The following is a 25,552-nucleotide window of genomic DNA, read 5'->3' on the forward strand; positions in this document are numbered from 1 at the left end:
ACCTAAGCGGCATGTTGCGCTGGCGTCACATCCGGGCCGTGATTGAGCCGCCACATCAGGATCGCGCACGTCAACAGGACTAGGCCGCCAAGCAGCAGGCTGCCGGGCGTGGCACCCACCCACTCGAACCACTGGGTATAGAAGTGGATGCCACCGAACACGGCCACCAGGTTCAGTACCCAGCGTCGGTCGGTGCGGCCTGCCCACAGCCCGGTGGCAACCAGCAGGAGCGCCCAGGCCACCGCGAATTCATGCGCCGAAATCGTGAATAGAGGACCGTGAACCAGCCAGCCCAGGTCATCGCCCCAGAGCGAGCCGACCCAGAAGCCGAGATTGGCCAGGAACAGGGCGACGCGGGCAACGATCGTGGCAAGACGCTCCCACTGCGGTGCCAGGCCGCGCGACAGCACATGCGCCACCAAGGCCAGGGCGCTGAACAGCACCACGGTGGCGAAGGGCTCCGTCACCTGAAGCCCATAGGTCGCGGCGTCGTAGTAGCTGCTTCCACCCAGTGCGGCGAATAGCAGCAACGTCGCGAGGCCCGCCAGCAACCCGCTGCGCGCCAGGGCAGCACATCCCCCGAACAAGACGGCGACCAGCCCGAAGGCGAGGGCGAGCGGCATCAGAATATGGGCGTCGCCGACGTCGCCGACGGTCGCTACGCCTTGGCTGAGCAGAACAAGGCCGGCGCCCAGCAATAGGGAGGCGATCAGAATGCAGATGGTAGACAGAATGGCCAAGTGAGGCGGGCCGGATAGTTTGAGGGTGACGCCAGTCGCCATCAGGATCCCGCCGATGATGGCGCCAACCAGTGCGGAAGGTACCAGCGCGACGGTGCCGAGCCCGACGGCGATGACGCCGAAGCCCACCAAGACGTTCACCAGCACCAGGCCGGTGTCATGGCGGCCAAGCACCGCCAGACGATCATGTTCGCCTCGTGTGATGGTGCCTTCATCCAACAATCTGGACAGATCCAGGACTACCTTCATCGTCGTCTCCTTCGGCTCGAGGTTTATCGACCATTGAAACATCGCCGGAGTGTATGTATGAACGGCGTTCACATATTGTGATTAGCGGATACATGAACATCGTTCAAGATAAAAATGAACACCGTTCACGTCGGCCTGCCACGTTGGTCCGTCGGAGCGATCTGGCAGCACGGCTGACGGATCTGGCCGAGTCTGCCATCTCCACCATCGGCGTGCAGGATCTGCGGGCAAGGGCCTTAGCGGATGCGGCAGGGTGCTCGGTCGGTGCGATCTACACCGTATTCCCCGACCTCGATGAACTCATCCTCGCGGTGAATGGCCGCACGCTCGACGCCATCGACGCCGCAATGACCTTGGCCGCGCAAGGGGCCCCGACACCAGAGGCGCAGATGGAAAGCCTCGCCTCACGGTATTTGGACTATGCAACAAACCATCGGGGCCGCTGGAATGCCCTATTCCAGCATCGCATGGCGGGTGCACGCGCGATGCCGGATTGGTATGCCGCGCGTCTTGCGGCGGCCTTTACACATATCGAGGCGCCGATTCACGTGCTGCAGCCAGAGCTAGACAAGGCGGCGTGCGCGCAATTTGCCCGCACTGTCTTTTCTGCGGTCCATGGGGTGGTGGAATTGGGGTTGGGCGGCAAGACAATGACACCCCCTGACATACTGCGCGTTCAACTGCGGAAGGTCGTGGCAGCGATAGCACGCGGCAGTGATCTCCGTGGCTAGGGGTCATGAAGCTCAAAGGGTTTAGTCAGTGCGTGTCGAGAGTAGCGTGGGCTCAAGCGCGATCCTGCGCTTGATGGGTGTTGGTGCGACGATGGTGGCCGATCTCGCTCAACCCCTTCTTGGTCACCTACGACAACCTGCTCAACCAGTGCTTGAGCAACTGGGAGGACCCGAATGAAAAACGTGAGGAAACCTCCAAACCTGACCCCGTTTCGCACTGTGACGCCGGTTTCATCACAGCCCTCTACACATAGGCTCGCCCCCTTGGCCTTCACCAACCTGAGCCTCGCCTGGCCCTGGTCCGGTTGGGCAAGGATACGTCACTTGCGATTGTTGTGCGGGCGCTGCGTGGCAGAGGTCATGACCCATGGCATCGAGACAACGACTGGCCTTGCTAGCTTCAAGTGTGTTTATTATCGCGTTATTCCGCGCGATCGACGGTGCTAGGAAGTCCCGCACCGCCTTATTTCTTGCTTCTACTATAGCCCGATATTTAACGACCCACCGGCTGCTCAGGCCATCGGATCAGGCGCATGGTTGCGCAGAGTCGCCGCCACCGCCTTTCCCAAGGCAATCTGCGCTGTGGCGGACAGATGCAGGCCGTCCGGGCCATCCGTGGCAATGACAGTGCCAGCGTCGAGGAACAAGGCGCCGGCTGCCTTGGCCACGTCCGCATACGCCGCCGGCAGCGCCCTGGACTTCTCCAGCCCGCCAGCAAACTCGTCGGCGAAGAAGGCCATCTTAGCCAGGGGCGGAGGGCAGATGAGCAGCACCCTGGGGCTGACATACGGCGTGCCGATGCCACCGCCGATCTGTTGCGCAATATCGATCAATCGCCCGGCACCCAGTGCGATTCGCAAGGGTGAGCGGGCGAAATGCGCCTTCAGGTCATTTGTCCCAAGCATGATCACCACAAAGTCGAGTGGCAGGTGGCTGGCGAGGCAAGCCGGCAAATAGGCCGCTCCATCCACCCCGGCTCCGGTAATCGCCGGCTGCATCGGATCGGCAGTATCCGTGGTTCGGGCGTTCAGCCCCTCTTCAATGATGTCACAGTCCGGCCCCAATTCAGCGCCCAAGACGCGAGGCCAACGGCTTTCGGGCGGATGGCGTGGCGCGGGCGGCTGAAGTGTGGGACCGCAGCCCCATGTATTGCTGTCGCCGTAGCAGATGATACGGAGCATGGCTGCACCTTCTATTGCAACGAACCTCGCCAGGGACGCATTCCATGGCAAGGTTCTCACTATGTCGCGTGAAGCGAAGTGACCGATACGGCGGCTTCAGACAGGCAAATACTGCGCGAGCAGCGACAGATCAACCGCGCCGAGCCTGTCGCTCGCGGTCAGGGCCTGATGCCAATAGGGATAGAGCAGCGGAAGCTTGCTGGCGGCATTCAACCGTTCCATGTCGTCATCGGTCAGATTTAGTTCGACTGATTTCAGATTGGTTCGCAGCTGTGCCTCAGTCGTGGCACCGATCACCACAGACGACACCGCCGGACGACGCAATAGCCAGGCCAAGGCAATTTCGGCCGCTGAGGTGCCGTGTTCTTCCCCGATCTGCACGAGCAACTCGATGATATCGTAAAGTCGCGACTCATCGCGGATGGGCGGCTCCTGCCAGCCCGCGAAATCACGACCGCCCTCGGCTGCCGTCTCGCCACGACGATACTTTCCCGACAGCAACCCGCCAGCAAGGGGACTCCAGACCAGAATGCCGAGCCCCTGATCGAGTGAGATCGGCACCAACTCATATTCTGCCTCGCGTGCCTCCAGCGTGTAGTGAATCTGCTGGCTGACGAAGCGGGCGGTTCCGGCGCGGTCTGCCGCGCCAAGGGCTTTCATGAGCTGCCAACCGCAGAAGTTCGAGACACCGATGTAGCGCACTTTGCCCGACGCCACCAACGACTCCAGCGCCTGCATCGTCTCTTCGACGGGCGTCAGTCCGTCCCATTCATGGACTTGGTAGAGGTCGATATGATCCACATCGAGGCGCCGAAGACTGGCTTCACACGCACGGATCAGATGGTAACGGGAGAGACCGGCATCATTCGGCCCGGCACCCATCGGAAAGCGTGCCTTGGACGCGATCAGGACGTTATCGCGTTTGCCCTTGACCGCTTGGCCCAGGATTTCCTCAGACGCTCCTGTTGAGTAGACATCTGAGGTGTCCAGGAGATTGACCCCGGCATCAAGCGCAATATCGACCATACGGCTGGCGTCTGCCGCATTGGTCTTACCGACAAAGGCGAACCGCCCCTTGCCGCCAAACGTCATGGTGCCAAGGGTGAGGGCGGACACCTTAAGGCCGGAGCGTCCGAGTTGCCGATATTCCATCGCCATTCCTTCTCAATGTTGGCCGGGCCGCATCGCGACCCCGCCTTTGGGCATAGCCGAAGGCGCGGTGTGCCTAATGGCTGGGTGAATTCCAGCCCTTGTAAGTCTTCACGGTGTCGCGCGTGACCAGGACCGATGGAAGCAGCGTTAGCGGCTTATCCACCTTATGGCCATTCATCATTTCGTCGCCCAGATGTACCGCAATCCGCGCCATCAGAAAAGGATCCTGAGTGGCGGTTCCTACGATCTGCGCCATTGCGGGATCTTCGAGCGCATTCTCCATATCTGGCGAGCCGTCGATTCCCGTAATTGGAAAGTTTGTACGGCCCAGCTGCTTGGCGGCCAAGGCGGCACCGATGGCCTCCGGATCGTTGATGGCAAACAGGCCATCAACCTGGGGAAACCGCGTCAGTAACGACTGCGCCACGGAGAAGCCAACGTCGCGCGATCCGTTGCCATTCTCGCCGGACGACAAGATCTTGATATCTGGATACTTCGCCAGAACGCTCTCGCAGCCCTTCACACGGTCAAACACCACAGAGACCGATGGACCGCTTTCGATGATGACATTACCTTTGTGCCCCATCCTGTCGACGAGGTATTGACATGAGACCTCGCCGGCCTGGACGTTATCCGTCGTCACCGTCACGTCCGCCCCCTCGGCGCGCGCGTCAACGGCAACAACGGTAATGCCTGCCGCCTCAGCTTTTTTGATCGCGGTCTTGATCGCCTTTGGATCACCCGCACTCAACAAGATCATATCGACGCCGGCCGCGATAAAGTTGTCGATTTCAGTAAATTGCCTGCCCAGGTCATAGTCGTAAGCGACGGTGGTGACCTGTACGGCAGGATTGATTTTCTTGGCCTCAAAGGTGGCACCCTTCGCCAAAGCCACGAAGAACGGGTTGCCCATAGAGGCGCCGGATATGCCAATCAACTTGAGATCCTTGGCATAGGCGAGATTGCCACAGAAAGTTAAGGCAACGCCGGCAAGCAGGAGTTTCTTGATCATTTTTTTCGTTTCCCCCGATGATTAAGTTGACTGCACATACCGATTATCGGGCTTCGGCTGGCACAGTTGTCCTCAAAATGTGTGCTGTCCGCACATGGACTAGGTGGCACCAAGATATGGCGCGAGCCAACCAAGACCCGCAATCGTCGTGGTCGCTGGCTTGTATTCACAACCGATCCAACCCGTGTAGCCAAGCGCGTCGATGCGGTTGAACAGGTAGGGATAATTGATCTCGCCCGTGCCCGGCTCGTGACGGCCGGGGTTATCGGCGAGTTGGATATGACCGATGCGCGCAAACTGTGTTTCGAGCGTTGTGGCGAGTTCACCCGCCATGCGTTGCTGATGATAGAGGTCGTACTGCAAACGAAGGTTTGTGGCGCCAACCTCGTCCATGATCCCGAGCGCCATTCGCGTGGTGGGCAGGTAGAAGCGGGGAACGTCGATATCGTTCACCGGCTCCAGCACCAGGCGGAGATCTGCATCTGCCAGCGCCGCCGCAGCAAAGCGCAGATTGTCGACAAGAACCGCACGTTGTCTGGCAGGATCAACGCCTTCGACGGTGAGACCGGCGAGGCAGTTCAATGTCGGACAACCCAGGGCGGTCGCATAGTCGATGGCCTTTGCGACGCCCGACCGAAACTCTTCGATCCGGTCGGGCAAGCAGGCGATCCCGCGCTCGCCGGCATTCCAGTCGCCGCACGGCAGGTTGTGCAGGATCACCCGCACGCCGGCGCCGCGCGCCGTGTCGGCGACCACTTCTTTCTCGAAATCATAAGGAAACAAGAACTCGACCGCATCAAACCCTGCCGCGGCCGCAGCTTGAAAGCGCGCCAGAAACGGCAACTCCGTGAACAGCATCGTCAGATTCGCGGCAAATTTCGGCATCGATTCCCCAGGGCCTCCTATGAAGCGCTGTAGGCAGCAGCAGCGGCGTCGGCAATCTCTTGGTCCTCAGAGGGCGCGAGACCGCTAATACCGATGGCGCCAATGGTTGCACCACTCTCGCTGCAAATGACGGCGCCGCCGGGCAGGCCCGTCAGCGTCGGATCTGCGAAATACGCCGCGGGTATACCTTCCCGCTCCAAGCGCGCGTGAAAAGCGGCGGTCGATACGCCGAGCCTGGCGGCGCTATAGGCCTTGGCTTCCGACAATTTGACACTTCGGATCGGCGCCCCATCCATGCGCGTGAACGCCAAAAGCGCGCCGCGCTCGTCGGTCACCGAGACGCAGACAGGACGCCCCAATGTATGCGCCTGCGTCACAACAGTTTCTAAAAGGTGGTGAGCGGCCACGCGATCGAGTTTCATGGGAACTGGAACCTTTGATGTTTTCGGACCCACGTCAGAGCCACTCTGCCTTAGAAGGCGTTGGTCGTCGGCAGATATTGCTCCAGCAGTGCAAGATCCACTGCGCCAAGCCGATCATTGGCCGTCAGGGCCTGGTGCCAGTATGGGTAGAGCAGGGGCAACTTGCTGACGGCGTTCAGCCGCTCCATGTCGTCGCTCGTGAGACTCAGATCCGCTGCCTGGAGGTTGGTGCGAAGCTGCTCCTCCGTGTTCGCGCCGATCACGACGGACGCCACCGCCGGCCGGTGCAGCAGCCAGGCCAAGGCAACCTCAGCCGCGGACACGCTGTGCACCTCACCGATCTCGACCAGTCGTTCGATGATGTCATAAAGCCGGGCTTCGTCGCGGATCGGTGGTTCTTTCCATCCGGCAAAGTCGCGTCCGTCTGCGGGACCGGCCTGGCCCCGACGATAGTGGCCCGATAGCAGGCCGCCGCCGAGCGGGCTCCAGACCAGGATGCCGAGGCCTTGGTCCAGCGAAACGGGAACCAACTCGTATTCGGCTTCGCGCGCTTCCAGGGTGTAATGGATCTGCTGGCTGATGAAGCGTGCACTGCCAGCCCGATCGGCGGCCCCCAGCGCTTTCATGAGCTGCCAGCCGGTGAAATTCGACGCGCCGATGTAACGGACCTTTCCCGACGTGACGAGGGAGTCCAGCGCCGCCATCGTCTCCTCGACCGGTGTCAGGCCATCCCACTCGTGGAGCTGATACAGATCGATGTGATCGACCCCGAGTCGCTTCAGGCTGGCGTCGCAGGCACGAACGAGATGGTGGCGAGAAAGTCCGGTATCGTTCGGACCTGACCCCATTGGAAAGCGCGCCTTGGTCGCCAGCAGCACATCCCCCCGTTTGCCTCTAATCGCCTCACCCACCATCTCCTCGCAGGTTCCCAAGGAGTATTGGTCCGAGGTGTCGAGCAGATTGACCCCGGCGTCGAGCGCGATGTCGACCATGCGTGTGGCCCCGGCTTGGTCAGTATTACCGACATAGGCAAACTTACCCTTGCCGCCAAACGTCATTGTGCCGAGGGTAAGGGCGGAGACTTTGAGGCCGGACCGGCCAAGTTGACGATATTCCATCCGCGTGAGTTCCTTCTAACCTGCTGGAGCGTCGGTCGTGTGCAACGATCGCCGCTACTTAATGACACCGATTTTTTTGCGATCGATATTGATGAACACTGCTGTGATCAGCACGACACCCTTGATGATGTTCTGCAGGTAAGGATCGACTCCCGCCATATTCATGCCGTTCGAGAGGAGCGTGATGATCAAAACCCCTAGAATGGTGCTGATGATGCTGCCGTAGCCGCCCGTCAATGGCGTGCCGCCGACCACAACGGAAGCGATGACATCGAGTTCAAGACCGAGACCGAGTTGGGACGTTGCGGCCATGGTGCGTGCGCCCTGCAGCATGCCGGCCATGCCGCACATAGCGCCGAGCAGCACATACATCAGAATCTTGACGCGGGTGACGGAGATCCCGGTGAGGATCGCGACACGCTCGCCGCCGCCGATTGCCAGAACCTCGCGACCGAAGACGGTGTATTTGAGGATGACCCAGGCCACAACCGCGAGCGCCAGCCCGATCATGACCGTGTGCGGAATGCCGTAGCTGACGCTGGAATAGGTGTTGAGGAATCCGTCGTTGTCGATCTCCACCGGTGCGCCGTGGGTGACGTAGAGAACGAGGCCACGGAAGACCACCATGGTTCCCAATGTCGCAATGAAGGATGGCACCTTGCCAACTGCAAGCAGCAGACCATTGAGGCATCCGCACATCGCACCGATTGCGACTGCCGGGATGATCGCCCAGGCGCCGAGTGTGTCGGCCGTCAGTGCCGCGACCAGCGCCGCAACGGCGACGATTGCGCCCACCGAAATATCGATCGACCCCGCCATGATGACGAAGGTTGCGCCCAGTGAGGCCACAAGCAGCACGGTGCTCTGTTCAAGAACGGTGGAAAGATTATCGATCGACAGGAAACGCCGCGTCATGATGGTGAAGACGATGACGAGGATCACCAGGAAGATGATGGGGAAACCGCGACGCAACCGGTCAATCTGAACAATTTTCAATCCACCTTCGGGCGGTGGGGCAGTCGCGTCGCGAGCGTTGGTCGTGATTGCGTCGTTCATCATCCTGCCTCAAGTCATATATTGCACGATGTCGTGCTCTTCGACGTTGTCCAGCGAGTCGAACTCGCGGACCATCACGCCCTGCCGAAGAACCACGAGACGGTCCGACATGCCGATGAGTTCCGGCATGTCTTCAGACGAGAGAAGAATGGCGAGACCCTCGGACGCTTTCTGGCGGATAAGGCGATAGATTTCTTCTCTGGCGCCGACATCGACGCCACGTGTCGGGTTATTCAGCAGGAGAAGCCCGGGGACAACGGCGAGGCATTTTCCCAGCACGACCTTCTGCATATTCCCGCCCGACAGCGAACGACAGGGCGCCGCTGCACTCGATGTGCGAATGCCGATCAGCTTGATCAAATCATTTGACATCGCGCGCGCCCGGGCCTGCGCAAAAAATGGGCCGAACGTCGGCGGCCGCGCCATGACGAGATTGTCGAGGACGCTGAAGGACGCGATCAACCCTTCATTGCCGCGATCTCCTGGCAGATGGGCGATGCCGTGTTTCCAAGCCGCACGGGGATTGCTCGGGTGATAGTCCTCACCTTCGAGTTGCAGATCGCCGTGACGCAACGGCTCGTCACCCACGATCCCGGCAAACAGCGCCTCTGCACCCGCACCTTTCAGCCCCGCCAGTCCAAGGATTTCGCCATGTCGGACTTCGAGGCTGATGTCGTTCAGTTCTCGGCCGACAGCAACCTTTTTGACACGGAGCGCGGGGGCGGCGGCGGTGGCACGCGGTGGCGCACGTTGCGGATAGATGCCTTGCAGGACATCGCGGCCGACCATTAGACGATGAATTTCGTTCGCCTCGATGCCTGTCGCACGATAGGAACCAACAAATTGGCCGTCCTTAAGAATCGTCAAATCATCGGCCGCGGCAAGGACCTCGCTGAGGTGATGCGACACAAAACCGATCGTCATGCCCTGGGACTTCAGCTCATGCATGACATGGAGAACGGCGTCCACTTCTCTGTGGTCAAGATAGGCCGTCGACTCGTCGAGCAGGAGAGTCTTCGGATTGGTACAGATCGCACGTGCGATCTCGATGCATTTCAACTCGCCAAGGTTCAATCGTTCGATGTTGGCGGTGACGGAGATCTTCACACCAATCCGGTCAAGGGATGCCTGGGCTGCCGCAGCGATCTGCTTTCGCTTCAACACACCAAGAGGCCCCGCATGGAGACGCAGATCGCCGATAAAGATGTTTTCCGACACGTTCAACGAGCGATTGATGGTGATTTCCTGATGAACCAGCGCCACACCTCTATGCGTGGCCTCGAAGCCGGATTGCGGCGCGTAGGGTGTGCCGTCCAACGTCATCTCACCACTGTCGGGACGTATGACGCCGGCCAGCATCCGCAGAGTCGTGGATTTGCCTGCACCGTTTTCACCGACGATGGCATGAACCGTGCCAGTGCGGAGCGTGATCGAAATATCGCGGGCGGCAATGGTTGGTCCAAACCGCTTGTTCAAGCCGCTCGCCACGAGCGTCATTGTGCCTAACCTCTTATGAGGTGATCGGGAAAGCGGGAGGTGACGTCGAAGACGCCACCTCCGATGTGAGCCGGTCTTATCACCGCATCAGTTGGAGTATCGGAGGACGGCGGCGCCGATCGTGTCCGCAGCCGGTGCGTCCTTATTGTAGACCTTGGAGTGCGCCTTGAAATCAAAGTTCGGCTGGCCACCCGGAAAGTCTTTATCGAAGCGAACGACATCAGGTTGCGTCATCGGCAGCAGCTTAAGCTTGAAGTTAGATTGGTCGGCAGGGAGCTTAAAACCATGCAGGTAATCATACATGATCAACAATCCGATGCCGCCCTGTAGCCAATGGCCACCAATGTCGAAAAGCTGCTTGCCGCCCTTCATGGCAATGACGTTGGAGCCATTGAGGTCCATGCCGACGACGAGAACATCCTTGCCGGGCACTTTGCCTGTGCGCTCCAATGCCGCGATCACGCCCATCGCCATCGGATCATTCGACGCAAACACCCCTTTGATTTCTGGATGGCCCTGGTAGAGGGCTTCGAACGCCGACTGTGCCTGATCGCGGACGAAATTGCCCTCGACCTCACCGGCGATTGTGACTTTGTCGGCGCCCTCTTCCGCGATCGCTTGAGCGAGGCCCTTGCGGCGATCAATGGCGACGGACGTGCCGGGCGTGCCGTTAACGACGCCGATCACCTTCTTGCCGTCCGCGCCTGGTGTGAGGCCGGCAAGCAACGCCTTGCCCATGTGATAACCGGCATCTTTGTCGCTCGGTCCAACGAAGGCGATGTAGTTTTCGTGTTTGTCGCTCAGCGGGGCGAATTCCGGATAGCTGTCGGTGATGACGACGGGAATATTCGCGCGTTGGGCGAATCTGATGGTGGCGGGGGCAGAGGACCAGTACCCCACCGAGATGATGCCATCGACATGGCGAGAGATGAGGTCCTGGGTGAACTGGAGCATATTGTCTGGCTTGTTGTCGGCGTTCAGGACGATGAGATTGGCGCCAAGCTGTTCGGCACCCGTCTTGGTGAACGCGATATACCTGTTCCAGAACTCCGAATCCAACGTCGGCACGATCACGCCGATCGTCGGCACATTGGCCGCCCTCGCCACCGAAGACAGGCCGCTCATCGCGACCGCAGAAAGGAGTGCTAGATTAACGTTGCGCCGGCTCAGCATGTTTCGATCCCTTTGTTTTTTGCCTATTACCGCTCGATTTTTCCGGCGGCAATGTTTTCGAATGCTTCGTCTTCCCGAGTGATCGGGTCTGACATGCCCGTCCCGCTCGTTGTCAGAACGTTACACAGTTTAACTAGTGGTGTCATCAACCGTCTACATTCCTGCGGGGCGATTCGGCACAGAAATGAGCACGATCTCGTGTCGCAATTACTCTGTAAAGCGAGGTGCCACTGCCTCCCAGTTGATGCATGCGTCGGGCGCCCGCCCTGACAGCACAGCCAGCACGTTGCGCGAGACGATCGCACCCATCTGCAGTCTCGTCTCTTCCGTTGCGGAGGCGATATGCGGCACGATCACCAGGTTGGGCAGGTCCGTGAGGCCTGGGGCGAGCGCGGGTTCATCCTCGAAGACGTCGAGCGCGGCGCCCCAGATGCGATGTGCGCGCAAGGCCTCGACAAGGGCCTTCTCGTCGACGATCGGTCCACGGCTCGCATTGATCAGGATGGCGGTCGGCTTCATCCGGCCGAGTTCATGGGCGCTGATGTAGTGCCGCGTCTCCGGCAAAAGCGGCATATGCAGCGTCAGGAAGTCTGATCGCGATATGAGGTCGTCCTTGTTGACGAACTCTGCGCCAGTCTCGTCTTCGATGTCGCGATTACGCGCGACGTCGCTGTAGATGATCTTCATGTCGAACGCACGCGCCTTGCGGGCCACGTTACGCCCGATCCGGCCGGCTCCGGCGATGCCGAGTATCTTACGATCGACGTCTGCGCCGATGAAGAACATGGGCTTCCACCCGTCCCAACGTCCCTCGCGCAGGAAACGCTCGGCTTCAGGAATGCGGCGCGCCATCGCTAACATTAGGGCGATGGTATGAGTCGCGGTCGCGTCGTCGAGCACGCCGGGCGTGTTGGTCAGCGCAATGCCGCGGTCTGTGGCACTAGCCACGTCAAAATTGTTCGTGCCGACGGCGTAGTTCGCGACAATGCGGCAATTCGGGCCCGCTGCATCGAGAAGGGCGCCGTCGATGCGGTCCGTCAACAAGGATACGATGGCGGCACAGCCTGCAACATTGCGGCGAAGCTCGTCGGGCGAGAGCGCGCGATCCTCAGAGTTGACTGTGACGTCATGCTCCGCCTGAAGGGCTTCAATTGTCGTACGCGGTATCTCGCGCGTGACGTAGATTTTTTGTCTCATCAGATAGGTTGTCCGATCTCATGGTTGGCGAGCAGCTCGAGCGCGCGTACCAGGGACGAGTGGTCGTCGCGGCCGCCGCCATGAGCCTCGCACGCGCTAAAAAGTGATCGGGCCAGAGCGGTCGCGGGGAGCGAGACGCCGAGTGATCGCGCATTCTCAAGGGCGATATTGAGATCCTTCTGGTGTAATTCAACGCGAAAGCCGGGCGTGAAATTGCGCTTGATCATGCGTTCGCCATGAACCTCGAGTACGCGGGAGTTGGCGAAGCCGCCGAGCAGGGCCTCACGCACGCGCGCCGGGTCAGCGCCTGCGCGTGAGGCGAACACCAAGGCCTCAGACACCGCCTGGATTGTAAGCGCGACGATGATCTGGTTGGCGACTTTCGTCGTTTGGCCCGCGCCGTGCTCGCCGACCCGGTTGATGTTCCGTCCCATCAATCCGAGGATAGGCTTCACACGCTCGAACAGGTCTTCCGGACCGCCGACCATGATGGTCAGCGAGGCCGCTTTTGCACCGACTTCGCCGCCCGATACCGGCGCGTCGAGGCACCCGATGCCACGCTCACCGAGGCGTGCCGCGAATTGCTTGCTCGCCAGTGGAGAGATGGAACTCATATCGATGACGACGGAGCCAGGCCTTGCCGCTTCAGAGACACCCGCTGCGCCGAACAGAACAGTTTCGACGTCGCTGGTATCGGGCACCATCGTGATGATGATGTCAGCGTCCTTGGCCGCTTCGGCCGCGCTCGCGCATGTGATCACGTCCCCGTCGATCATGCCCGCCGGGACGCCTGAGCGGCTTGCGAGAGCAACCCGATGGCCTGCCTTGATCAGGTGTTCCGCCATCGGGCGTCCCATGACGCCCAAGCCGATAAATCCGATGTTCAACGAACCTTCCTCCTGCTTTTGGCCACGCGCAATTTCGGCGGCGCAGTTGCTTGTGCGGCTGTGCTGTAGACAGATTCCGAAATGGCGCTCGCCGCGACAATCACTTGCGCTGCAAGGATCTCGAAGCGTCGATCTTCGACTTGCTCTAGCGTGCCAACCGCGCTGATTGCGGCGACAACGACGCCGTCGCGATCACGGATCGGTGCTGCAATGCAGCGGCAGTTCGGTGCCTGTTCCTCATCATCGAGCGCCCAGCCGCGCTTCCGAACATCGGTGAGTTGAGCACGAAAGTCCGTCGCGTTCATCGCCGTCTTCGGCATCCGCTTTTCGAACGTGAGGTTCGCGATCACGATATCGAGTCGCTCAGGCGCCAGCCACGCGATCAGGCTTTTGCCGAGAGCGCTGCAATTGACAGGGAATCGTTGGCCGACATGAGATTTGACGACGATGTCGCGTGCACCCTCGACACGTGCAAGATAGACCGCCTCGCTCTGCTCCAACACACCCAGATGACATGTGAGTTGGACCCGTTGAGCAAAATCGTGAAGGAGCGGCAGCGCTTCCCGCTGCAGATCATTGTTCTCGTTTGCAATACCGGCAAGCTCGAACAGCTTGAGTCCTAAACTGTAGCCGCCCAACGACCTCCGCTTAATCAGGCCAAGTTCGCACATCGTGGAGATGAGGTGATGGGTTGAGCTTTTTGGCATGCCGAGCCGTTCCTGAATGCCAGTAAAACCAAGGCCAGGTTCGCGCGCGATCGCTTCCATAATCGCTACTCCCTTTCCGAGAGCAGGAACTTTTAGAGCGGAGGTTTGTCCGTCGTTGTTCATTACTTGGAACTCTAGTTCCCTTATTTGAGCTACGCTGCTCGTATCTAATGCGACTGTCAATCCTCTTGCGTTCACACGAAAAGTATCGCTGTCGTCAAGTGACTTCCGGTGCAGCGCAACACACGCGTCGCGGTCAGACCCGTTGAAGATAAGATGAGGAACTTAGCGCTTGGCCCGCCACACTGCTGCTAACTGGCAGTGAGGCCATGGCCAGAATCGCTTGCGTCGCTCCAGGACCGTTACACGTTCCCGAGAGAAGAGAGCGTCAAACGTGAGGTGTTCTTGTCGTTGTTCATTACTTGGAACTTTGGTTCCGTAGTTCATCGAGGCTGCGCGTGTCCTAACCGAGTGTCAAGACTTGTAAGCGTTCACTGAAAGCCTTGCTGTCGTCATCTGGCTTCTTGTGCAGCGCAAAATCTCGGGGCGGCGTTCCTTCTGGCAGGCCGCGGAGATTAAAGCGCGGAGGTAGCGTTGATCTGACTCTCTAGCCCTGCGAGATTGGAGGGTGGGATGCGGTGGCTCGAAGCGCGCGGAGTTCCAGGTACGCACGATCTCGGGCTTGCACGATCGACGATCGTATCGTTCGTAGGCAAGCCTGGCCTGGCGCCCGCTTGGCCATGTGCAACAGACCCTGCTGATCGACGTTAGCCGGTCAAAGCCGCGAGTCCGGCGCGCGCCACTTGACTGTCTTGAGCCGAGCGCACCCCGGAAACGCCAATTCCACCCACGATCACACCTTCGACCACAATGGGGATGCCGCCTTCCAGCGGCAGACCATTGGGCATCGCGAGGGTCCGCAGATGCGCCGTTCCTTCATCGAGAAGCTGTTGGAAAACGCTGGTGGGTCGGCGAAAGCGGACGGCGGTCTCCGCCTTCTGCTGGGCTATCATGATGCTGCCGAGCTGGGCTTGGTTCATACGGTGCAGCATGACGAGATTGCAGCCGGAATCAACGATGGCAATTACCAGGGGCCAACCCTCCCGGTCTGCCTCCGTCTCCGCCGCCGCCATGATCGTCTTGGCGGATTCCAAGGAAATTGGCGCTCCGTAATGCATCATCGTCGATGACGATACCGTTTTAGTCATGGCGGAAATTCCACTTGTTGCCGTACGGACCCAATCGCACGTTCATCTTCTCTCGGATGTCGAATCATCGAGATCGATGACGGCACGCGCATTCGACAGGCTGGTCGCCAGCGTATTGATGACGCCGGTACGGAGGGCCGCCAGGATGATGCCGCTCTTGGTGTTTTCGCTGGCGATGACGATGACATCCTGGATGGGATGCAGCTCCGCAATGGTCAGCCCGATCACGCGGCCTTGAACGATCGTGCTCGACGGCCGGCCCTGGATGTCGATGAAGTCATTGCCCATCATATCGCCGATGGTGCCTGTGGCCCGCGCCTTGGCGACTTCGTGCGGTGTCAACCAGCCCATGCGAATCATGTTGCTGTCCTCGGTGAGATCACCGACGCCGATCAGCGCGAAGCTTGCCTGTCGTGCGCGATCCAGCGTCTGCTTGACGGTCTCGTTCAACAGGAGCGCGGCGCGCTGCGCCTTGTCGGCGACGATCGCCGGCGCATAAAGCGTCTCGCTCCGGCCGCCGAAGCGCGCCGCGAGACGTCGGGCAATGTGATCTGGGTTGACGATCTCGCCACCATGGATCGAACCGCCGATCGCCGACGCGAACAGGACATTGCGCGGCGTCGGTGTACCAAAGGCGCTGCTGATGGCACTGACATTGCGACCCATCCCGACAGCGACGACGGAATTGTCGAGCAGCGTCTTATCGAGATAATTGGCGACGAGGGACGCCACATCCGCCCGCTGCATATCGGGATCAGGACGATCGACCGCGCAAAATAGACGGGCGATGCCAAAGCGGCGACAAAATTCTCCTTCGAGGTCGCGCGCGACATTCGGGCTCGCGCGAACGTTGATTTCGACGACACCGATGTCATGAGCCTGTTTTATGAGGCGCGAAATCGTCGAGCGAGACGTGTTGTATCGCTTTGACAATTCCTCCTGCGTCATGTGCTGCAGATAATAGAGCGCCGCAATTTCGGTGACGAGATCGGCCTCGCTCATGCTGTCATCCGGCTCGCCGAAGGCGAAAACGCATCGATTTCGGCCTTTGTCGGGATGCTCGGCTGGGCACCTGCGCGGGTGCAAGAAATCGAACCCGAGATCACGCCGCGCGTGACTGCCGTCACGAAATCCATGCCCTGGTCGAGAGCCGCGGCGAAGGCGCCGGTAAAGCTATCCCCAGCCGCTGTGGTGTCGCGCGGTATGACCGCCGGCGCGGGAATGGCGGCGAAGGTCCCGTCCTGCCAGCTGAGGGCGCCAAGCGGCCCCAAGGTCACGATCGTCGCGCAGCCGAACCGGGCGCTGAGTTGGCATGACGCGATCTTGGGATCCCCGCCGTCGATGCCGACAGCCTCCGCCACAGCGTGCAGCTCATGTTCGTTGACAATCAAAACATCAACGTCACGCAGCACCTCGGCGGGAACGGGTCCCGCGGGGGCGACGTTGAAGACGACGCGGGCGCCGCGCGCCTTGGCCAGGGCCACGGCGGCGTAGGTATCGCGGTCCGGAATTTCGCGTTGCAGGATCACTGTATCGCCGGCACCGAAGGGACAGTCGCTCAGTTGGGCGAGTCGCGTTTCCAAATTGGCGCCGGCAGCGGCCACGACGGTGTTTTCGGCCTGGGCATCAACCACAATCAAGCAGACACCGGTGGGCTTGGGGATGATCGCGAGATGCGACAGATCGACCCCGCTCTCCTTCATGATCGAGACGGCGACATGTCCGAAGGCGTCGTCACCACAGGTCGCGACATGCGTGACCGCAGACCCCGCCCGCGCCGCCGCGACCGCCTGATTGGCGCCCTTGGTTCCCGGCACGACGACATAGCCGTCGCAGGCCATCGTCTCGCCCGGACGTGGGATGCGTGCCACGTTGGTGACGATATCGACGCCAACAGAGCCAAATACAACGATCATCAACAAAGGTTCCGGATAGAAGTGAGGTGCGATGACCGGGGTGCGACGACAAGGGCGAGACGCCCCAGTCGCCGCACCTCGACTGTTACTGACGCATCTTCAGCAGTGCATCGACGTTCTGAGGCGTGACAGGGGTCCACGGCACATTATAGCTTTTGGCAGTGCCGCCAGCCCAGGGCATATTCGGATACTGCTGCCAGATTGCCGATTGCGGCTTGTAGCTATCACCCACAACCTGACGTATCGCGACGTCCAGCGACCCTTGCGCCTGTGCATTGGCATCCTGGAGGATCGAGGTCATCTCGCCCGCCTTCACAGCCAGCAAAGCATCCGTGATGCCGTCGATTCCGCCGATGGCGAAGTCGCTGACCTTCAAGTTAGCGCCCTTGATGGCCTCGATCGCGCCGAGGGCCATCTCATCATTCTGACCGATCACGCCGTCGATCTTGCCGGGGTGACGGGTCAACCAGTCTTCCATCAGCGCCTGCGCTTCGGCACGCGACCAGTTCGCGGTCTTCATCTCCAATACCTTGACCGTCGGGCATTCCGCGAGGGCCTTCTGGTTGCCTTGGCTGCGCTGGATCTGGGCGGAAATACCGATCGGACCCTCGATGATCACCACGTTGCCTTTGCAACCGATCTTGTCGAGCACGGCCTTTGCCTCAAGATAGCCAGAGCGGACGTCATCGGACCCGACATAGGAGGTCAGCAGATCGGTATTGGCGCGGGTATTGGTGCCGATCACCGGGATATTGGCGGTATGCGCAGATTCTACAGCGGTCGCGCCGGCATCGGCGTCGATCGGTGCGAAGATGATGGCGTCATAGTGCTGGCTAATCATGGTCTCGAACTGGCCCTGCTGAACGAGCGGGTCGTACCGCCCGTCGAACACCGTGACGACGGCAGTGCCGCTTTTGACCTCAGGGCTGTTCTTGGCGGCTGCCGCCCAAAGCTGCATGAACTCGGCCTTCAACCCATAGAGGGCGACGCCGATCTTGACGGGCTTCGCTTCCGCGACCCCGGACACGGTCATAAAAGCCAGAGTACTCGCGAGGAAGGCCATTTTAAGTTTCATTGTTAATCCCCCTTTGTATAATCAAAGCCGCTTGTATTTTGCGGCACCAAGATGAGTCGACATGCTGTACGATCATCGTTGACCTGGTTGCGGGCTAATGAGAGTCTGCGCGACGCGTGGAATCCAGCATCACAGCGCCAACGATCATCAAGCCCTTGAAGATCTGCTGGTAGTTCGAGTCGACCCCGAGCAGATCCAATCCGTTGTTCATGACTCCAATAATCAGGGCGCCGAACAGCGTGCCCGTCACGCCGCCGATGCCGCCCGATAGGCTCGTCCCGCCAATGACGACGGCGGCAATCGCGTCCAGTTCGTAGGAAATGCCTGCCTGCGGCAGGCCCGATCCCGTGCGCGCCGCGAGGATGATGCCAGCAAGCCCAGCAAGGCCGCCGGAGATGACGTAGACCAGCAGGCGCACCCGGCCGACGCTGATGCCTGATGTCGTCGCGGCACGTGGGTTGCCACCCGTCGCATAGACATGTCGCCCGAAACGGGTTCGGCCAAGCACCCACCACGACACTGCGAAAACACCGAGCAGCACGAAAATCGGGATCGGAATGCGAAAGAACTCGCCGGTGCCAATCCAACGGAAGCGGGGTGTGAGATCCGGGACCGGCAGGCCACCGGAATAGAGCAAGGTCAGCCCGCGCGCGATCGACAGCATGCCCAGGGTCACCACGAAGGGGGGCACCCGAAAGCGCGACACGACGGTGCCGGACAGACCACCAGCGACCATGCCGGTGAGAATGCCGATCACAGTCGCAAAGACCGCCCAGTAAGGGGCACCGGGCATGCCCGCGATGCTCGATGTCGTGGCAAAACTCGCAGCGACGATGCCAGCCAGTGCCGCGACCGACCCGACCGAAAGATCGATCCCGCGCGTCAGGATCACGAAGGTCATGCCGATCGCGAGAATGCCATTGATCGAGGTCTGGCGCAGGATGTTGAGGATATTCTGCAGTTCGAGAAAATAGTCGGAGACGATGCTTAGAACGACACAAAGCACGATGAAGGCCGTGATGATGCCGTAGCTCTTCAAAAGCTCGAGGGCGACGTGGAGATAGTGATAGCGACGTTGCGTGGTCATAGATACGTTCGTCGATTGCGGCGCAGTTGCCATTCGTCAGATTCCGGTCTGTCGTCGTGGGAGATCAGGCGGCGAGGTTCAGCAGAGCTTGTTGATTGGCCTCGGCCCGTGGGAGTTCGCCGGATACTGCGCCATCACGTATGACGACGATGCGATCCGCCATGCCCAGGATTTCGTCGATTTCGCCGGAAACCATGATGATCGATCCACCGGCGGCCGCAAATTCGGACATGATGCCATAAATCTCTCGTTTGGCGCCGACATCGACGCCGCGTGTCGGTTCATCGAAGAGCAGGATGCCGGGTTCGGTGAGATAGCAACGCCCGATCACCACCTTCTGCTGATTGCCGCCGGACAGGCTACCGACGGAAAGCCTATCGGTCGCGGCCTTGATGCGGAATTGCGCGATCATCCTGGCGGACCATGCCGCCTCCTTCTTGCGGTCCATCACACCCTGCGGCGAGAGCTCCGGCAGCACTGCGAGGGAGAGGTTGCCGCGCACGGTGTCGCTCATGATGAGGCCGCTCTGCTTGCGATCCTCCGTCACCAAGGCGAGGCCGGCATCCATGGCGTCACGCGGCGTACGCATCGCGCGGGTTGCGCCATCGACGATGATCTCTCCGGTCCAGTCGGTATCGATACCGAAGAGGCAATCCAGAATCTCAGTCCGACCGGCGCCCATCAGGCCATAGAGACCAACGATTTCGCCTTCATGCACATCGAAGGATATGTCGTGCAGCTTGCCCGGCCTGTTCAGGCCCTTCACCGCTAGGCGTGTCTTGGGGCCGGGTTGGTTTTCCTTAATGAATTCATCTTTCAACTCGCGCCCGACGATCATGTTGATCAGTTCAGATCGATTAATCTCCGTGATCCCGCCCGAAGCGACAAATTTCCCATCCCGAAAGACCGTATAAGTGTCGACGATGCCGAAAATCTCGGAGAGGCGGTGCGAGACATAGATGATGCCCTTGCCTTGCGCCTTCAGCCTGCGGATCGCCTCGATCAGGCTGTCCACTTCCTTCTCGCCAAGAGCCGAGGTTGGTTCATCCATGATGATGATCCGAGCCTCATGGCTGAGCGCCTTTGCAATCTCAACCAGCTGAATCTGACCAACCGAAAGGTCTCGCATCAAGGACTTTGGCGCGATATCGAAGCCAAGTTGCGCTAGCAACTTGGCGGCATCGCGGTTCATCCCCGCGAAGTCGATTCCGCCGAGGCGCTTGGTATATTCGCGTCCCAGGAAAATGTTCTCTGCGACCGTCATATCGAGGACGGGGCTGAGTTCCTGTTCAATGATGGCGATTCCTGCGGCCAATGCTTCTGCCGGTCGGGAAAAGGAGACCGAGCGTCCATCAAGCTTTATTTCTCCAGCATCACGTGGGATTATGCCCATAATAATGGACAGAAATGTCGATTTCCCAGCGCCATTTCCACCGCAGAGGGCATGAACCGAACCTGCTGTAAGACAAAACTCTCCATTTTCTAGTGCTGAAACACCACCGAAAGCCTTTCTAAGGCCGGAGACTTCTAAAATACAATTAGTTTCCAATTCAGATCCCTCCCGTGATCTTAATAGGTAATCTATTTTCTATAGAATTAGCTTGCACATACTGCCCTCTCGAAGCGAGCGAGGGAGAAGCATCGTCTGCAAACTTCTATTGAAGCAATATTGTCGAGTGGACTGCCCGTTCTTCTTGTTGAGCCATCATACAAGCGCCTGCACGAACGTCAATGACTATGATCATATGACCAGACGTCCGTGTCCGCTCTTGCTTCGGGTCAAACGGCAGCTTCGATGCCTTTTATGTCGGCCTGGAGTGTTAGACTTGACTGGTGGGGAGGTTCGTCCGGAATACGAGCCTGACGCGGCATCCGCGATTTCGGAGCGGCGCCCGGTTCAGCTGCCACCAGATATAATCAGATAAATTTTGGCATTGGCGGAACCGAACCTGCTCAACCTTGAGGGATGCTCGCTTGATCCGAAATGGAACTTGAGCGCCTCGTCGATAGGACTTGGGAAGTCGTCGTCACACGTCCTGAAACAAAAGCAACCGATTTCCGGTGCCTCCTCCTCCGCCCCAACTGTCAAAATCTCCAGATAAGGACGAATGCTTCGCTCGACAAAGCCATCATGGGCTCGTGCTATTCTCACTTCAGCCCGCGCGCGACCATCTCAATACGGCGTGTGCGGACTCAGAATGAGTAACGAAGATGAAGATGCGACCAAGGACAGGAAGAGTACTGGTCGGCTAGATGCGCGTTCCACATCCGAGCAGAACCTGGCGCAATAGGTTATGCGCGTTTTGGCGGAGAGAGTGTCTGTAGAAATAGCGTTTCGGGGCATTTCCTGCCGGTTCGAACTCTCAAGACTCTATCGGCAATCTCGGCATACCCGTCCCCCAGAATTCCCCTTCAATTCGGTCTAATCCGGCTTGTCTAATGGGACTGAAAATGGGACCATACAGTTCGACGGAGAGATTCGTTTGCTTGGAGTGGTCTCTGAACAATGGCCGGTAAGTTGACTGTTTTGGGGCTCAAGGCATTGGTCAAGCCCGGTCGCTACGTCGATGGCGACGGCCTGCATCTCCATGTCAGAGGTCCCGAACGCCGGGCCTGGGTGTTCCGCTACACCCGCCAAGGCAAGACAAAGGATATGGGTCTTGGGTCTTACCCAGAGGTGTCGCTTTCCAGCGCGCGAGGCGCGGCCGCAGACGCCAATGCAGTGTTACGGGCCAAGGCCGATCCGCTCCAAGCCCGGCAGGCGACCGCCACCCCTCTGAGCTCTCGGACCTTTCGCGAAGCCGCGACCGACTATCTCGCCGCACATAGCCCGAGCTGGCGAAACCCGAAGCACGTGGCGCAGTGGGAGGCAACCCTGAAGGCTCACGCTTACCCCGCGATCGGCGACTTTCTTGTCTCCAATATCGACGTGGACGCGGTGCTGAATGTGCTCAAGCCGATCTGGGCGAAGACACCAGAGACTGCCTCGCGCCTTCGCGGGCGCATCGAGGCGATCCTGGATGCTGCCAAGGGGAGGGGGTGGCGGCACGGTGAGAACCCGGCCCGGTGGAAAGGCAACCTATCGGGCCTCCTGCCGCCGAAGGGGCGGATGGCCCGCGTCGAGCACCAGCCATCGCTACCGTGGGAGCAGATGCCGGCCTTCATGCAGGCGCTCCGGGCCCAGGCGGGAACGGGCGCCGCCGCGCTGGAACTGGCTATCCTTACTGCGGCCCGCACCGGCGAGGTCAGGGGAATGCGCTGGCAGGAGATCGATCTAGAGGAGGGCATCTGGCTCGTGCCGGCCGAGCGGATGAAGGCGGGCCGTATGCACCGTGTTCCTTTGGTGGGCCGCTCGTTGGAAATCCTCCAAAGACTCGCGCCGACGATGCGGGAGCGGGACAGCCTCGTCTTCCCCGGTAGTAAAGGTGTAGTGCCGCTGTCGGATATGGCCTTGTCGATGGTGGTCAGGCGCATGAATGGCGAGACGAAGCCGCCCACCTGGCGTGACATCAGCGGCCGGGCGGTGGTGCCCCACGGCTTTCGCTCCAGCTTCCGGGTCTGGGCCGGTGAGATGACCGCATATCCGCGGGAAGTTGTGGAGGCGTCGCTCGCCCACACCCTCAAAGACAAGACGGAGGCCGCGTACGCCCGAACCGACCTCATGGAGCGGCGCCGGCCGCTAATGAAGGAATGGGGCGAGTGGTGCGGGAGAGCGTAGCCGGCTGCATACAGGCGTGGCGACCTGTTCGAGAAGCGGCAGGAGATGATGGAGGCGTGGGGAAGTGGTGTGTCACCGACAAGGTGGCCGAGGCGGTGAGGGGGCAGATGGCCGCTGTGTGCGCGAGATGATGGAAGCGTAGGGATGAGGTGCGGAGCCAGCTAGAGTCGATCTCGGCATGGCGGAGCTGAATCATGCGGCGATTATAGAGGGCTCGGCTTTAGGAGCGACAAACCTCTCAATCCGCAACCTCATCGTTAGGGGAAATGAGATCTTCCTCGCTGTCCTTCTCAGATATCTCATCCTCTTCCGAAGAGACCGGTCCCGAAAACAGCCCAATGTCTTTGGTTATGTTCCGACCGACTGTGTAACAATAAACAGCGCTAGGAGATAATTTGACCTGATGTCCTTCGACCGTGATGGTCCCCGAGAGGGTCTTAGTCGTGAAAAATGCGGACTTAATACTCGGGTGTTTTCTCAACAGAGCTGCGATCCCACGGGTCTCCTCTGAAAATTTGGTTTTGATCCGATCCGACCACTTAATTTCACCAATCCAGCCAGGCCGTTGATTTGCACCCTCGAGCGAAACAATATCTACCTCGCCCTCATTTCTCCATCTTGCGTAACGAAGATTCTTGAAGTGAAAAGAATGCTGCCACTGGGAAAAAATTGCGGACTCGGTGAGGTGCCCGATTCTTTCGGAGTCAGTGCTTTCTACGGGGGCGAACAAAGCGGCCCGCATTGAGGGGTTGTTCAGGTAAATCTTGAAATTTCGTTCCCTCTTCATCGTCCGACAATTGTCATCGACTGTAGTGAGCTTGATGATTAGAAACGCGCTCTCAAGGTATTCAATGTATTTTTTAATGGTCGGCTTGGCTAGGCCGGACTCTTGCGAAATGTTTTCAAGACTCGCCTCACTGCCTGCATTGTAAGCGAGAAATGAAAATAGCCGATTTAACTCCTGTATCTCATCGATCCCGTACAGGCTTGGAAGGTCTTTGAGGAGAACCTTGTCAATGATGTCATTCTTTATGAATTGCTCGGGATCAGCACGAATTTGATCGTTTAGAACCGCCTCGGGATAGCCTCCAAAATTGAGGTAGTCGATAAACCGCAAGTTTAGTTTTTCAAGGTCCGTCGCACGATATTCATTTTTTTCATTTTCGATGACAAGATGATCCTCATTTAAGAATAGTAGGAACTCATAGAAGGTAAGTGGAGGAAGCATAAAGTCAGAGAACCGACCCGCCCCTGATTCGCGACTCTTAAGCCTCAGGGCCGCAGCAGCTGATCCTGATGCAATGAATTTCGTTTGCGGGTTGCTGTCGACCAAATCTTTGAGATGTACTTCCCAATCGCGGAGATATTGTATTTCATCAAAGATAATAAGCTTTTGCTCACTAGCTTCGGACGTCGGCATAAACTCCAGAAACTTTTCAAGAAGAATGCCTGAATATATTGGGGTATCGATGCTTACGTACATGACGCACGATGGTGAAATCCCCCGATTTATGCTCTCTTGGACGAGTTGCTTGATCATGACAGTCTTGCCTACCCGCCGCGGCCCCAACAGGACTGTGGCACGCCGCACGCCGTAATTCAGCGCCAGCGATAGGAATGGCTCAAAATATACTCGTCGAGGGAAAGCATCTTCCGGAAGTTTTTTCCCGGGGGACGTCCACCAAGGATTATCCCGCTCTATCCTTCGCTGTATGTCGCTAGGTGCAATTGGGCGCATTACGTCACCTGACAAATAAGATTACGATCGATAGCTTAAGCTGCAACCTGTAGGTAAACAACTGATTTCTATAGCTAAAGAGACTGCATATAAGCGGCAGCTCCTACGGCACCCTCTGTCCCTTCATCGCTGTCACGCGCCCTTCCTCAACCTCACCCCCGGGCCGCCACCGTTCTGCTCTATGAACTCGACGCCGGCCGCCTGCTGGCCAGAGAGAATCAGATTTCGCCCTTCTCAATCAAACGCACGGTGAAGGTGATGCCCCGATAGGGCGGATTCGCCAGTCCTTCATCGGTCATATTGGATTGGGCGTCCTGAACAAGTTGAGCGTGATCAGTTTCCTGACCAGGAAGAGGATGTGACCTCAGCTCATAGCACCTGATGACCGACCCGTCGGCGGTTCGGACGCAATCAACCTCATAGATTTCCTGTAGAGCCACTTCGAATACCTCCGTGTGTCGCCAAGGATCGAGATAGCAGGTCGCGCGCGGCTCTAATCGACTTTCTTCAACCTCACCCCCGGCCCCTCGCCATTTTCCTCCACGAAGATGACGCCGGCCGCCTCCAGCGCGGCCCGGATGGCGGAGAGGGTGCGCTTCTGGGCAGTTCCCTGCTCTAGCTCAAATCGGGCGAGTGTACGCTTAGGGACCTCGCTCTTTTCCACCAGCCGATCCTGAGACCAGCCAAGTAGACCCCGAGCCGCTCGAACCTGTGCGGGAGAGATGGCAATTTCAATGCCGTTTCCACTTGCATTCATGGCGATGATCATGGCACTTCTAATGCCGTTCCACAAGGAACAACGG

The 25,552-nt window shown here is 59.2% G+C and carries 23 protein-coding genes; 2 read left to right on the top strand and 21 right to left on the bottom strand.

Translation table 11 applies throughout. The annotated features are described in order from the left end of the window. Positions 1-2: 2 nt before the first annotated feature. Positions 3-989 carry a hypothetical protein gene (locus tag QP803_RS01955; RefSeq protein WP_284945999.1) on the bottom strand — a complete coding sequence of 329 codons (987 nt, stop codon included), beginning with the start codon at positions 987-989 and terminating at the stop codon, positions 3-5. A 143-nt stretch (positions 990-1,132) separates the two neighbouring features. Between QP803_RS01955 and QP803_RS01960 the strand changes: the two genes are divergently transcribed. Beyond that, a complete protein-coding gene (locus QP803_RS01960; RefSeq protein WP_284946000.1) occupies positions 1,133-1,720 on the top strand; it encodes a TetR/AcrR family transcriptional regulator in 588 nt (195 codons plus the stop codon). A 512-nt stretch (positions 1,721-2,232) separates the two neighbouring features. On the opposite strand, the gene QP803_RS01965 is transcribed toward QP803_RS01960, so the two are convergent. The 18 genes from QP803_RS01965 to QP803_RS02050 all read right to left on the bottom strand — a co-directional run bounded on the left by QP803_RS01965 (position 2,233) and on the right by QP803_RS02050 (position 20,842). Then, positions 2,233-2,901 (bottom strand): GDSL-type esterase/lipase family protein, encoded by a 669-nt coding sequence (locus tag QP803_RS01965; protein WP_284946001.1) that lies wholly within the window; start codon positions 2,899-2,901, stop codon positions 2,233-2,235. A 96-nt stretch (positions 2,902-2,997) separates the two neighbouring features. Then, positions 2,998-4,053 carry an aldo/keto reductase gene (locus tag QP803_RS01970; protein ID WP_284946002.1) on the bottom strand — a complete coding sequence of 352 codons (1,056 nt, stop codon included), beginning with the start codon at positions 4,051-4,053 and terminating at the stop codon, positions 2,998-3,000. 73 nt (positions 4,054-4,126) lie between these two features. Next, complete coding sequence (locus QP803_RS01975; protein ID WP_284946003.1) at positions 4,127-5,065, bottom strand: ABC transporter substrate-binding protein; 939 nt, start codon at positions 5,063-5,065, stop codon at positions 4,127-4,129. A gap of 99 nt (positions 5,066-5,164) precedes the next feature. Then, positions 5,165-5,950 carry a hydroxypyruvate isomerase gene (hyi, locus tag QP803_RS01980; RefSeq protein WP_284946004.1) on the bottom strand — a complete coding sequence of 262 codons (786 nt, stop codon included), beginning with the start codon at positions 5,948-5,950 and terminating at the stop codon, positions 5,165-5,167. 17 nt (positions 5,951-5,967) lie between these two features. Further along, positions 5,968-6,372: a GlcG/HbpS family heme-binding protein gene (locus QP803_RS01985; RefSeq protein ID WP_284946005.1), complete on the bottom strand. Its 405-nt coding sequence runs from the start codon at positions 6,370-6,372 to the stop codon at positions 5,968-5,970. A 50-nt stretch (positions 6,373-6,422) separates the two neighbouring features. After that, positions 6,423-7,490, bottom strand: coding sequence for an aldo/keto reductase (locus tag QP803_RS01990; RefSeq protein WP_284946006.1), 1,068 nt, complete (start codon positions 7,488-7,490; stop codon positions 6,423-6,425). Between the two features lie 54 nt (positions 7,491-7,544). Then, positions 7,545-8,546 carry an ABC transporter permease gene (locus tag QP803_RS01995; protein WP_284946007.1) on the bottom strand — a complete coding sequence of 334 codons (1,002 nt, stop codon included), beginning with the start codon at positions 8,544-8,546 and terminating at the stop codon, positions 7,545-7,547. A 9-nt stretch (positions 8,547-8,555) separates the two neighbouring features. Further along, the gene (locus QP803_RS02000; protein WP_284946008.1) at positions 8,556-10,043 is read right to left on the bottom strand and encodes a sugar ABC transporter ATP-binding protein; all 1,488 of its coding nucleotides are present in this window, start codon (positions 10,041-10,043) and stop codon (positions 8,556-8,558) included. Between the two features lie 87 nt (positions 10,044-10,130). Then, positions 10,131-11,216 carry an ABC transporter substrate-binding protein gene (locus QP803_RS02005; RefSeq protein WP_284946009.1) on the bottom strand — a complete coding sequence of 362 codons (1,086 nt, stop codon included), beginning with the start codon at positions 11,214-11,216 and terminating at the stop codon, positions 10,131-10,133. A 207-nt stretch (positions 11,217-11,423) separates the two neighbouring features. After that, positions 11,424-12,413: a 2-hydroxyacid dehydrogenase gene (locus QP803_RS02010; protein WP_284946010.1), complete on the bottom strand. Its 990-nt coding sequence runs from the start codon at positions 12,411-12,413 to the stop codon at positions 11,424-11,426. Then, a complete protein-coding gene (locus QP803_RS02015) occupies positions 12,413-13,300 on the bottom strand; it encodes a 2-hydroxy-3-oxopropionate reductase (RefSeq protein ID WP_284946011.1) in 888 nt (295 codons plus the stop codon). The genes QP803_RS02010 and QP803_RS02015 overlap by 1 nt, the downstream gene beginning before the upstream one ends. Beyond that, the gene (locus tag QP803_RS02020; RefSeq protein WP_284946012.1) at positions 13,297-14,130 is read right to left on the bottom strand and encodes an IclR family transcriptional regulator; all 834 of its coding nucleotides are present in this window, start codon (positions 14,128-14,130) and stop codon (positions 13,297-13,299) included. The genes QP803_RS02015 and QP803_RS02020 overlap by 4 nt, the downstream gene beginning before the upstream one ends. Positions 14,131-14,774: 644 nt before the next feature. Next, on the bottom strand, positions 14,775-15,215 hold the full coding sequence (locus QP803_RS02025; protein WP_284946013.1) for a GlcG/HbpS family heme-binding protein: 441 nt from the start codon (positions 15,213-15,215) through the stop codon (positions 14,775-14,777). Between the two features lie 42 nt (positions 15,216-15,257). After that, complete coding sequence (locus QP803_RS02030; protein WP_284946014.1) at positions 15,258-16,217, bottom strand: sugar-binding transcriptional regulator; 960 nt, start codon at positions 16,215-16,217, stop codon at positions 15,258-15,260. After that, positions 16,214-17,131: a ribokinase gene (locus QP803_RS02035; protein ID WP_284946015.1), complete on the bottom strand. Its 918-nt coding sequence runs from the start codon at positions 17,129-17,131 to the stop codon at positions 16,214-16,216. Before QP803_RS02035 ends, QP803_RS02030 begins: the two co-directional genes overlap by 4 nt. 85 nt (positions 17,132-17,216) lie before the next feature. Beyond that, on the bottom strand, positions 17,217-18,206 hold the full coding sequence (locus QP803_RS02040; RefSeq protein ID WP_284946016.1) for a substrate-binding domain-containing protein: 990 nt from the start codon (positions 18,204-18,206) through the stop codon (positions 17,217-17,219). A 94-nt stretch (positions 18,207-18,300) separates the two neighbouring features. Then, positions 18,301-19,293 carry an ABC transporter permease gene (locus QP803_RS02045; protein ID WP_284946017.1) on the bottom strand — a complete coding sequence of 331 codons (993 nt, stop codon included), beginning with the start codon at positions 19,291-19,293 and terminating at the stop codon, positions 18,301-18,303. 64 nt (positions 19,294-19,357) lie between these two features. Next, positions 19,358-20,842, bottom strand: a complete 1,485-nt coding sequence (locus QP803_RS02050; protein ID WP_284946018.1) for a sugar ABC transporter ATP-binding protein — start codon at positions 20,840-20,842, stop codon at positions 19,358-19,360. A gap of 957 nt (positions 20,843-21,799) precedes the next feature. Between QP803_RS02050 and QP803_RS02055 the strand changes: the two genes are divergently transcribed. Beyond that, on the top strand, positions 21,800-23,011 hold the full coding sequence (locus QP803_RS02055) for a tyrosine-type recombinase/integrase (protein ID WP_284946019.1): 1,212 nt from the start codon (positions 21,800-21,802) through the stop codon (positions 23,009-23,011). A 238-nt stretch (positions 23,012-23,249) separates the two neighbouring features. Here QP803_RS02055 and QP803_RS02060 read toward each other — a convergent pair whose 3' ends face one another. Both QP803_RS02060 and QP803_RS02065 read right to left on the bottom strand, forming a co-directional pair. After that, positions 23,250-24,749, bottom strand: a complete 1,500-nt coding sequence (locus tag QP803_RS02060; RefSeq protein ID WP_284946020.1) for an ATP-binding protein — start codon at positions 24,747-24,749, stop codon at positions 23,250-23,252. A gap of 493 nt (positions 24,750-25,242) precedes the next feature. Beyond that, positions 25,243-25,518: a helix-turn-helix domain-containing protein gene (locus tag QP803_RS02065; RefSeq protein ID WP_284946021.1), complete on the bottom strand. Its 276-nt coding sequence runs from the start codon at positions 25,516-25,518 to the stop codon at positions 25,243-25,245. Positions 25,519-25,552 lie beyond the last annotated feature (34 nt).

Origin of the sequence: Acidisoma sp. PAMC 29798 (assembly GCF_030252425.1) — a bacterium.
Lineage (GTDB): Bacteria > Pseudomonadota > Alphaproteobacteria > Acetobacterales > Acetobacteraceae > Acidisoma > Acidisoma cladoniae.

Bases quoted from the DNA above. Each gene is read 5' to 3' on its own strand.
- QP803_RS02065 (WP_284946021.1), bottom strand. From the start codon at position 25,518: ATGATCATCGCCATGAATGCAAGTGGAAACGGCATTGAAATTGCCATC.
- QP803_RS02030 (WP_284946014.1), bottom strand. From the start codon at position 16,217: ATGAGCGAGGCCGATCTCGTCACCGAAATTGCGGCGCTCTATTATCTG.
- QP803_RS01985 (WP_284946005.1), bottom strand. From the start codon at position 6,372: ATGAAACTCGATCGCGTGGCCGCTCACCACCTTTTAGAAACTGTTGTG.
- QP803_RS02005 (WP_284946009.1), bottom strand. From the start codon at position 11,216: ATGCTGAGCCGGCGCAACGTTAATCTAGCACTCCTTTCTGCGGTCGCG.
- QP803_RS02040 (WP_284946016.1), bottom strand. From the start codon at position 18,206: ATGAAACTTAAAATGGCCTTCCTCGCGAGTACTCTGGCTTTTATGACC.
- QP803_RS02020 (WP_284946012.1), bottom strand. From the start codon at position 14,130: ATGAACAACGACGGACAAACCTCCGCTCTAAAAGTTCCTGCTCTCGGA.
- QP803_RS02000 (WP_284946008.1), bottom strand. From the start codon at position 10,043: ATGACGCTCGTGGCGAGCGGCTTGAACAAGCGGTTTGGACCAACCATT.
- QP803_RS01970 (WP_284946002.1), bottom strand. From the start codon at position 4,053: ATGGAATATCGGCAACTCGGACGCTCCGGCCTTAAGGTGTCCGCCCTC.
- hyi (WP_284946004.1), bottom strand. From the start codon at position 5,950: ATGCCGAAATTTGCCGCGAATCTGACGATGCTGTTCACGGAGTTGCCG.
- QP803_RS02055 (WP_284946019.1), top strand. From the start codon at position 21,800: ATGGCCGGTAAGTTGACTGTTTTGGGGCTCAAGGCATTGGTCAAGCCC.
- QP803_RS02045 (WP_284946017.1), bottom strand. From the start codon at position 19,293: ATGACCACGCAACGTCGCTATCACTATCTCCACGTCGCCCTCGAGCTT.
- QP803_RS02010 (WP_284946010.1), bottom strand. From the start codon at position 12,413: ATGAGACAAAAAATCTACGTCACGCGCGAGATACCGCGTACGACAATT.
- QP803_RS01995 (WP_284946007.1), bottom strand. From the start codon at position 8,546: ATGAACGACGCAATCACGACCAACGCTCGCGACGCGACTGCCCCACCG.
- QP803_RS01990 (WP_284946006.1), bottom strand. From the start codon at position 7,490: ATGGAATATCGTCAACTTGGCCGGTCCGGCCTCAAAGTCTCCGCCCTT.
- QP803_RS01965 (WP_284946001.1), bottom strand. From the start codon at position 2,901: ATGCTCCGTATCATCTGCTACGGCGACAGCAATACATGGGGCTGCGGT.
- QP803_RS01955 (WP_284945999.1), bottom strand. From the start codon at position 989: ATGAAGGTAGTCCTGGATCTGTCCAGATTGTTGGATGAAGGCACCATC.
- QP803_RS01975 (WP_284946003.1), bottom strand. From the start codon at position 5,065: ATGATCAAGAAACTCCTGCTTGCCGGCGTTGCCTTAACTTTCTGTGGC.
- QP803_RS02060 (WP_284946020.1), bottom strand. From the start codon at position 24,749: ATGCGCCCAATTGCACCTAGCGACATACAGCGAAGGATAGAGCGGGAT.
- QP803_RS02025 (WP_284946013.1), bottom strand. From the start codon at position 15,215: ATGACTAAAACGGTATCGTCATCGACGATGATGCATTACGGAGCGCCA.
- QP803_RS02035 (WP_284946015.1), bottom strand. From the start codon at position 17,131: ATGATCGTTGTATTTGGCTCTGTTGGCGTCGATATCGTCACCAACGTG.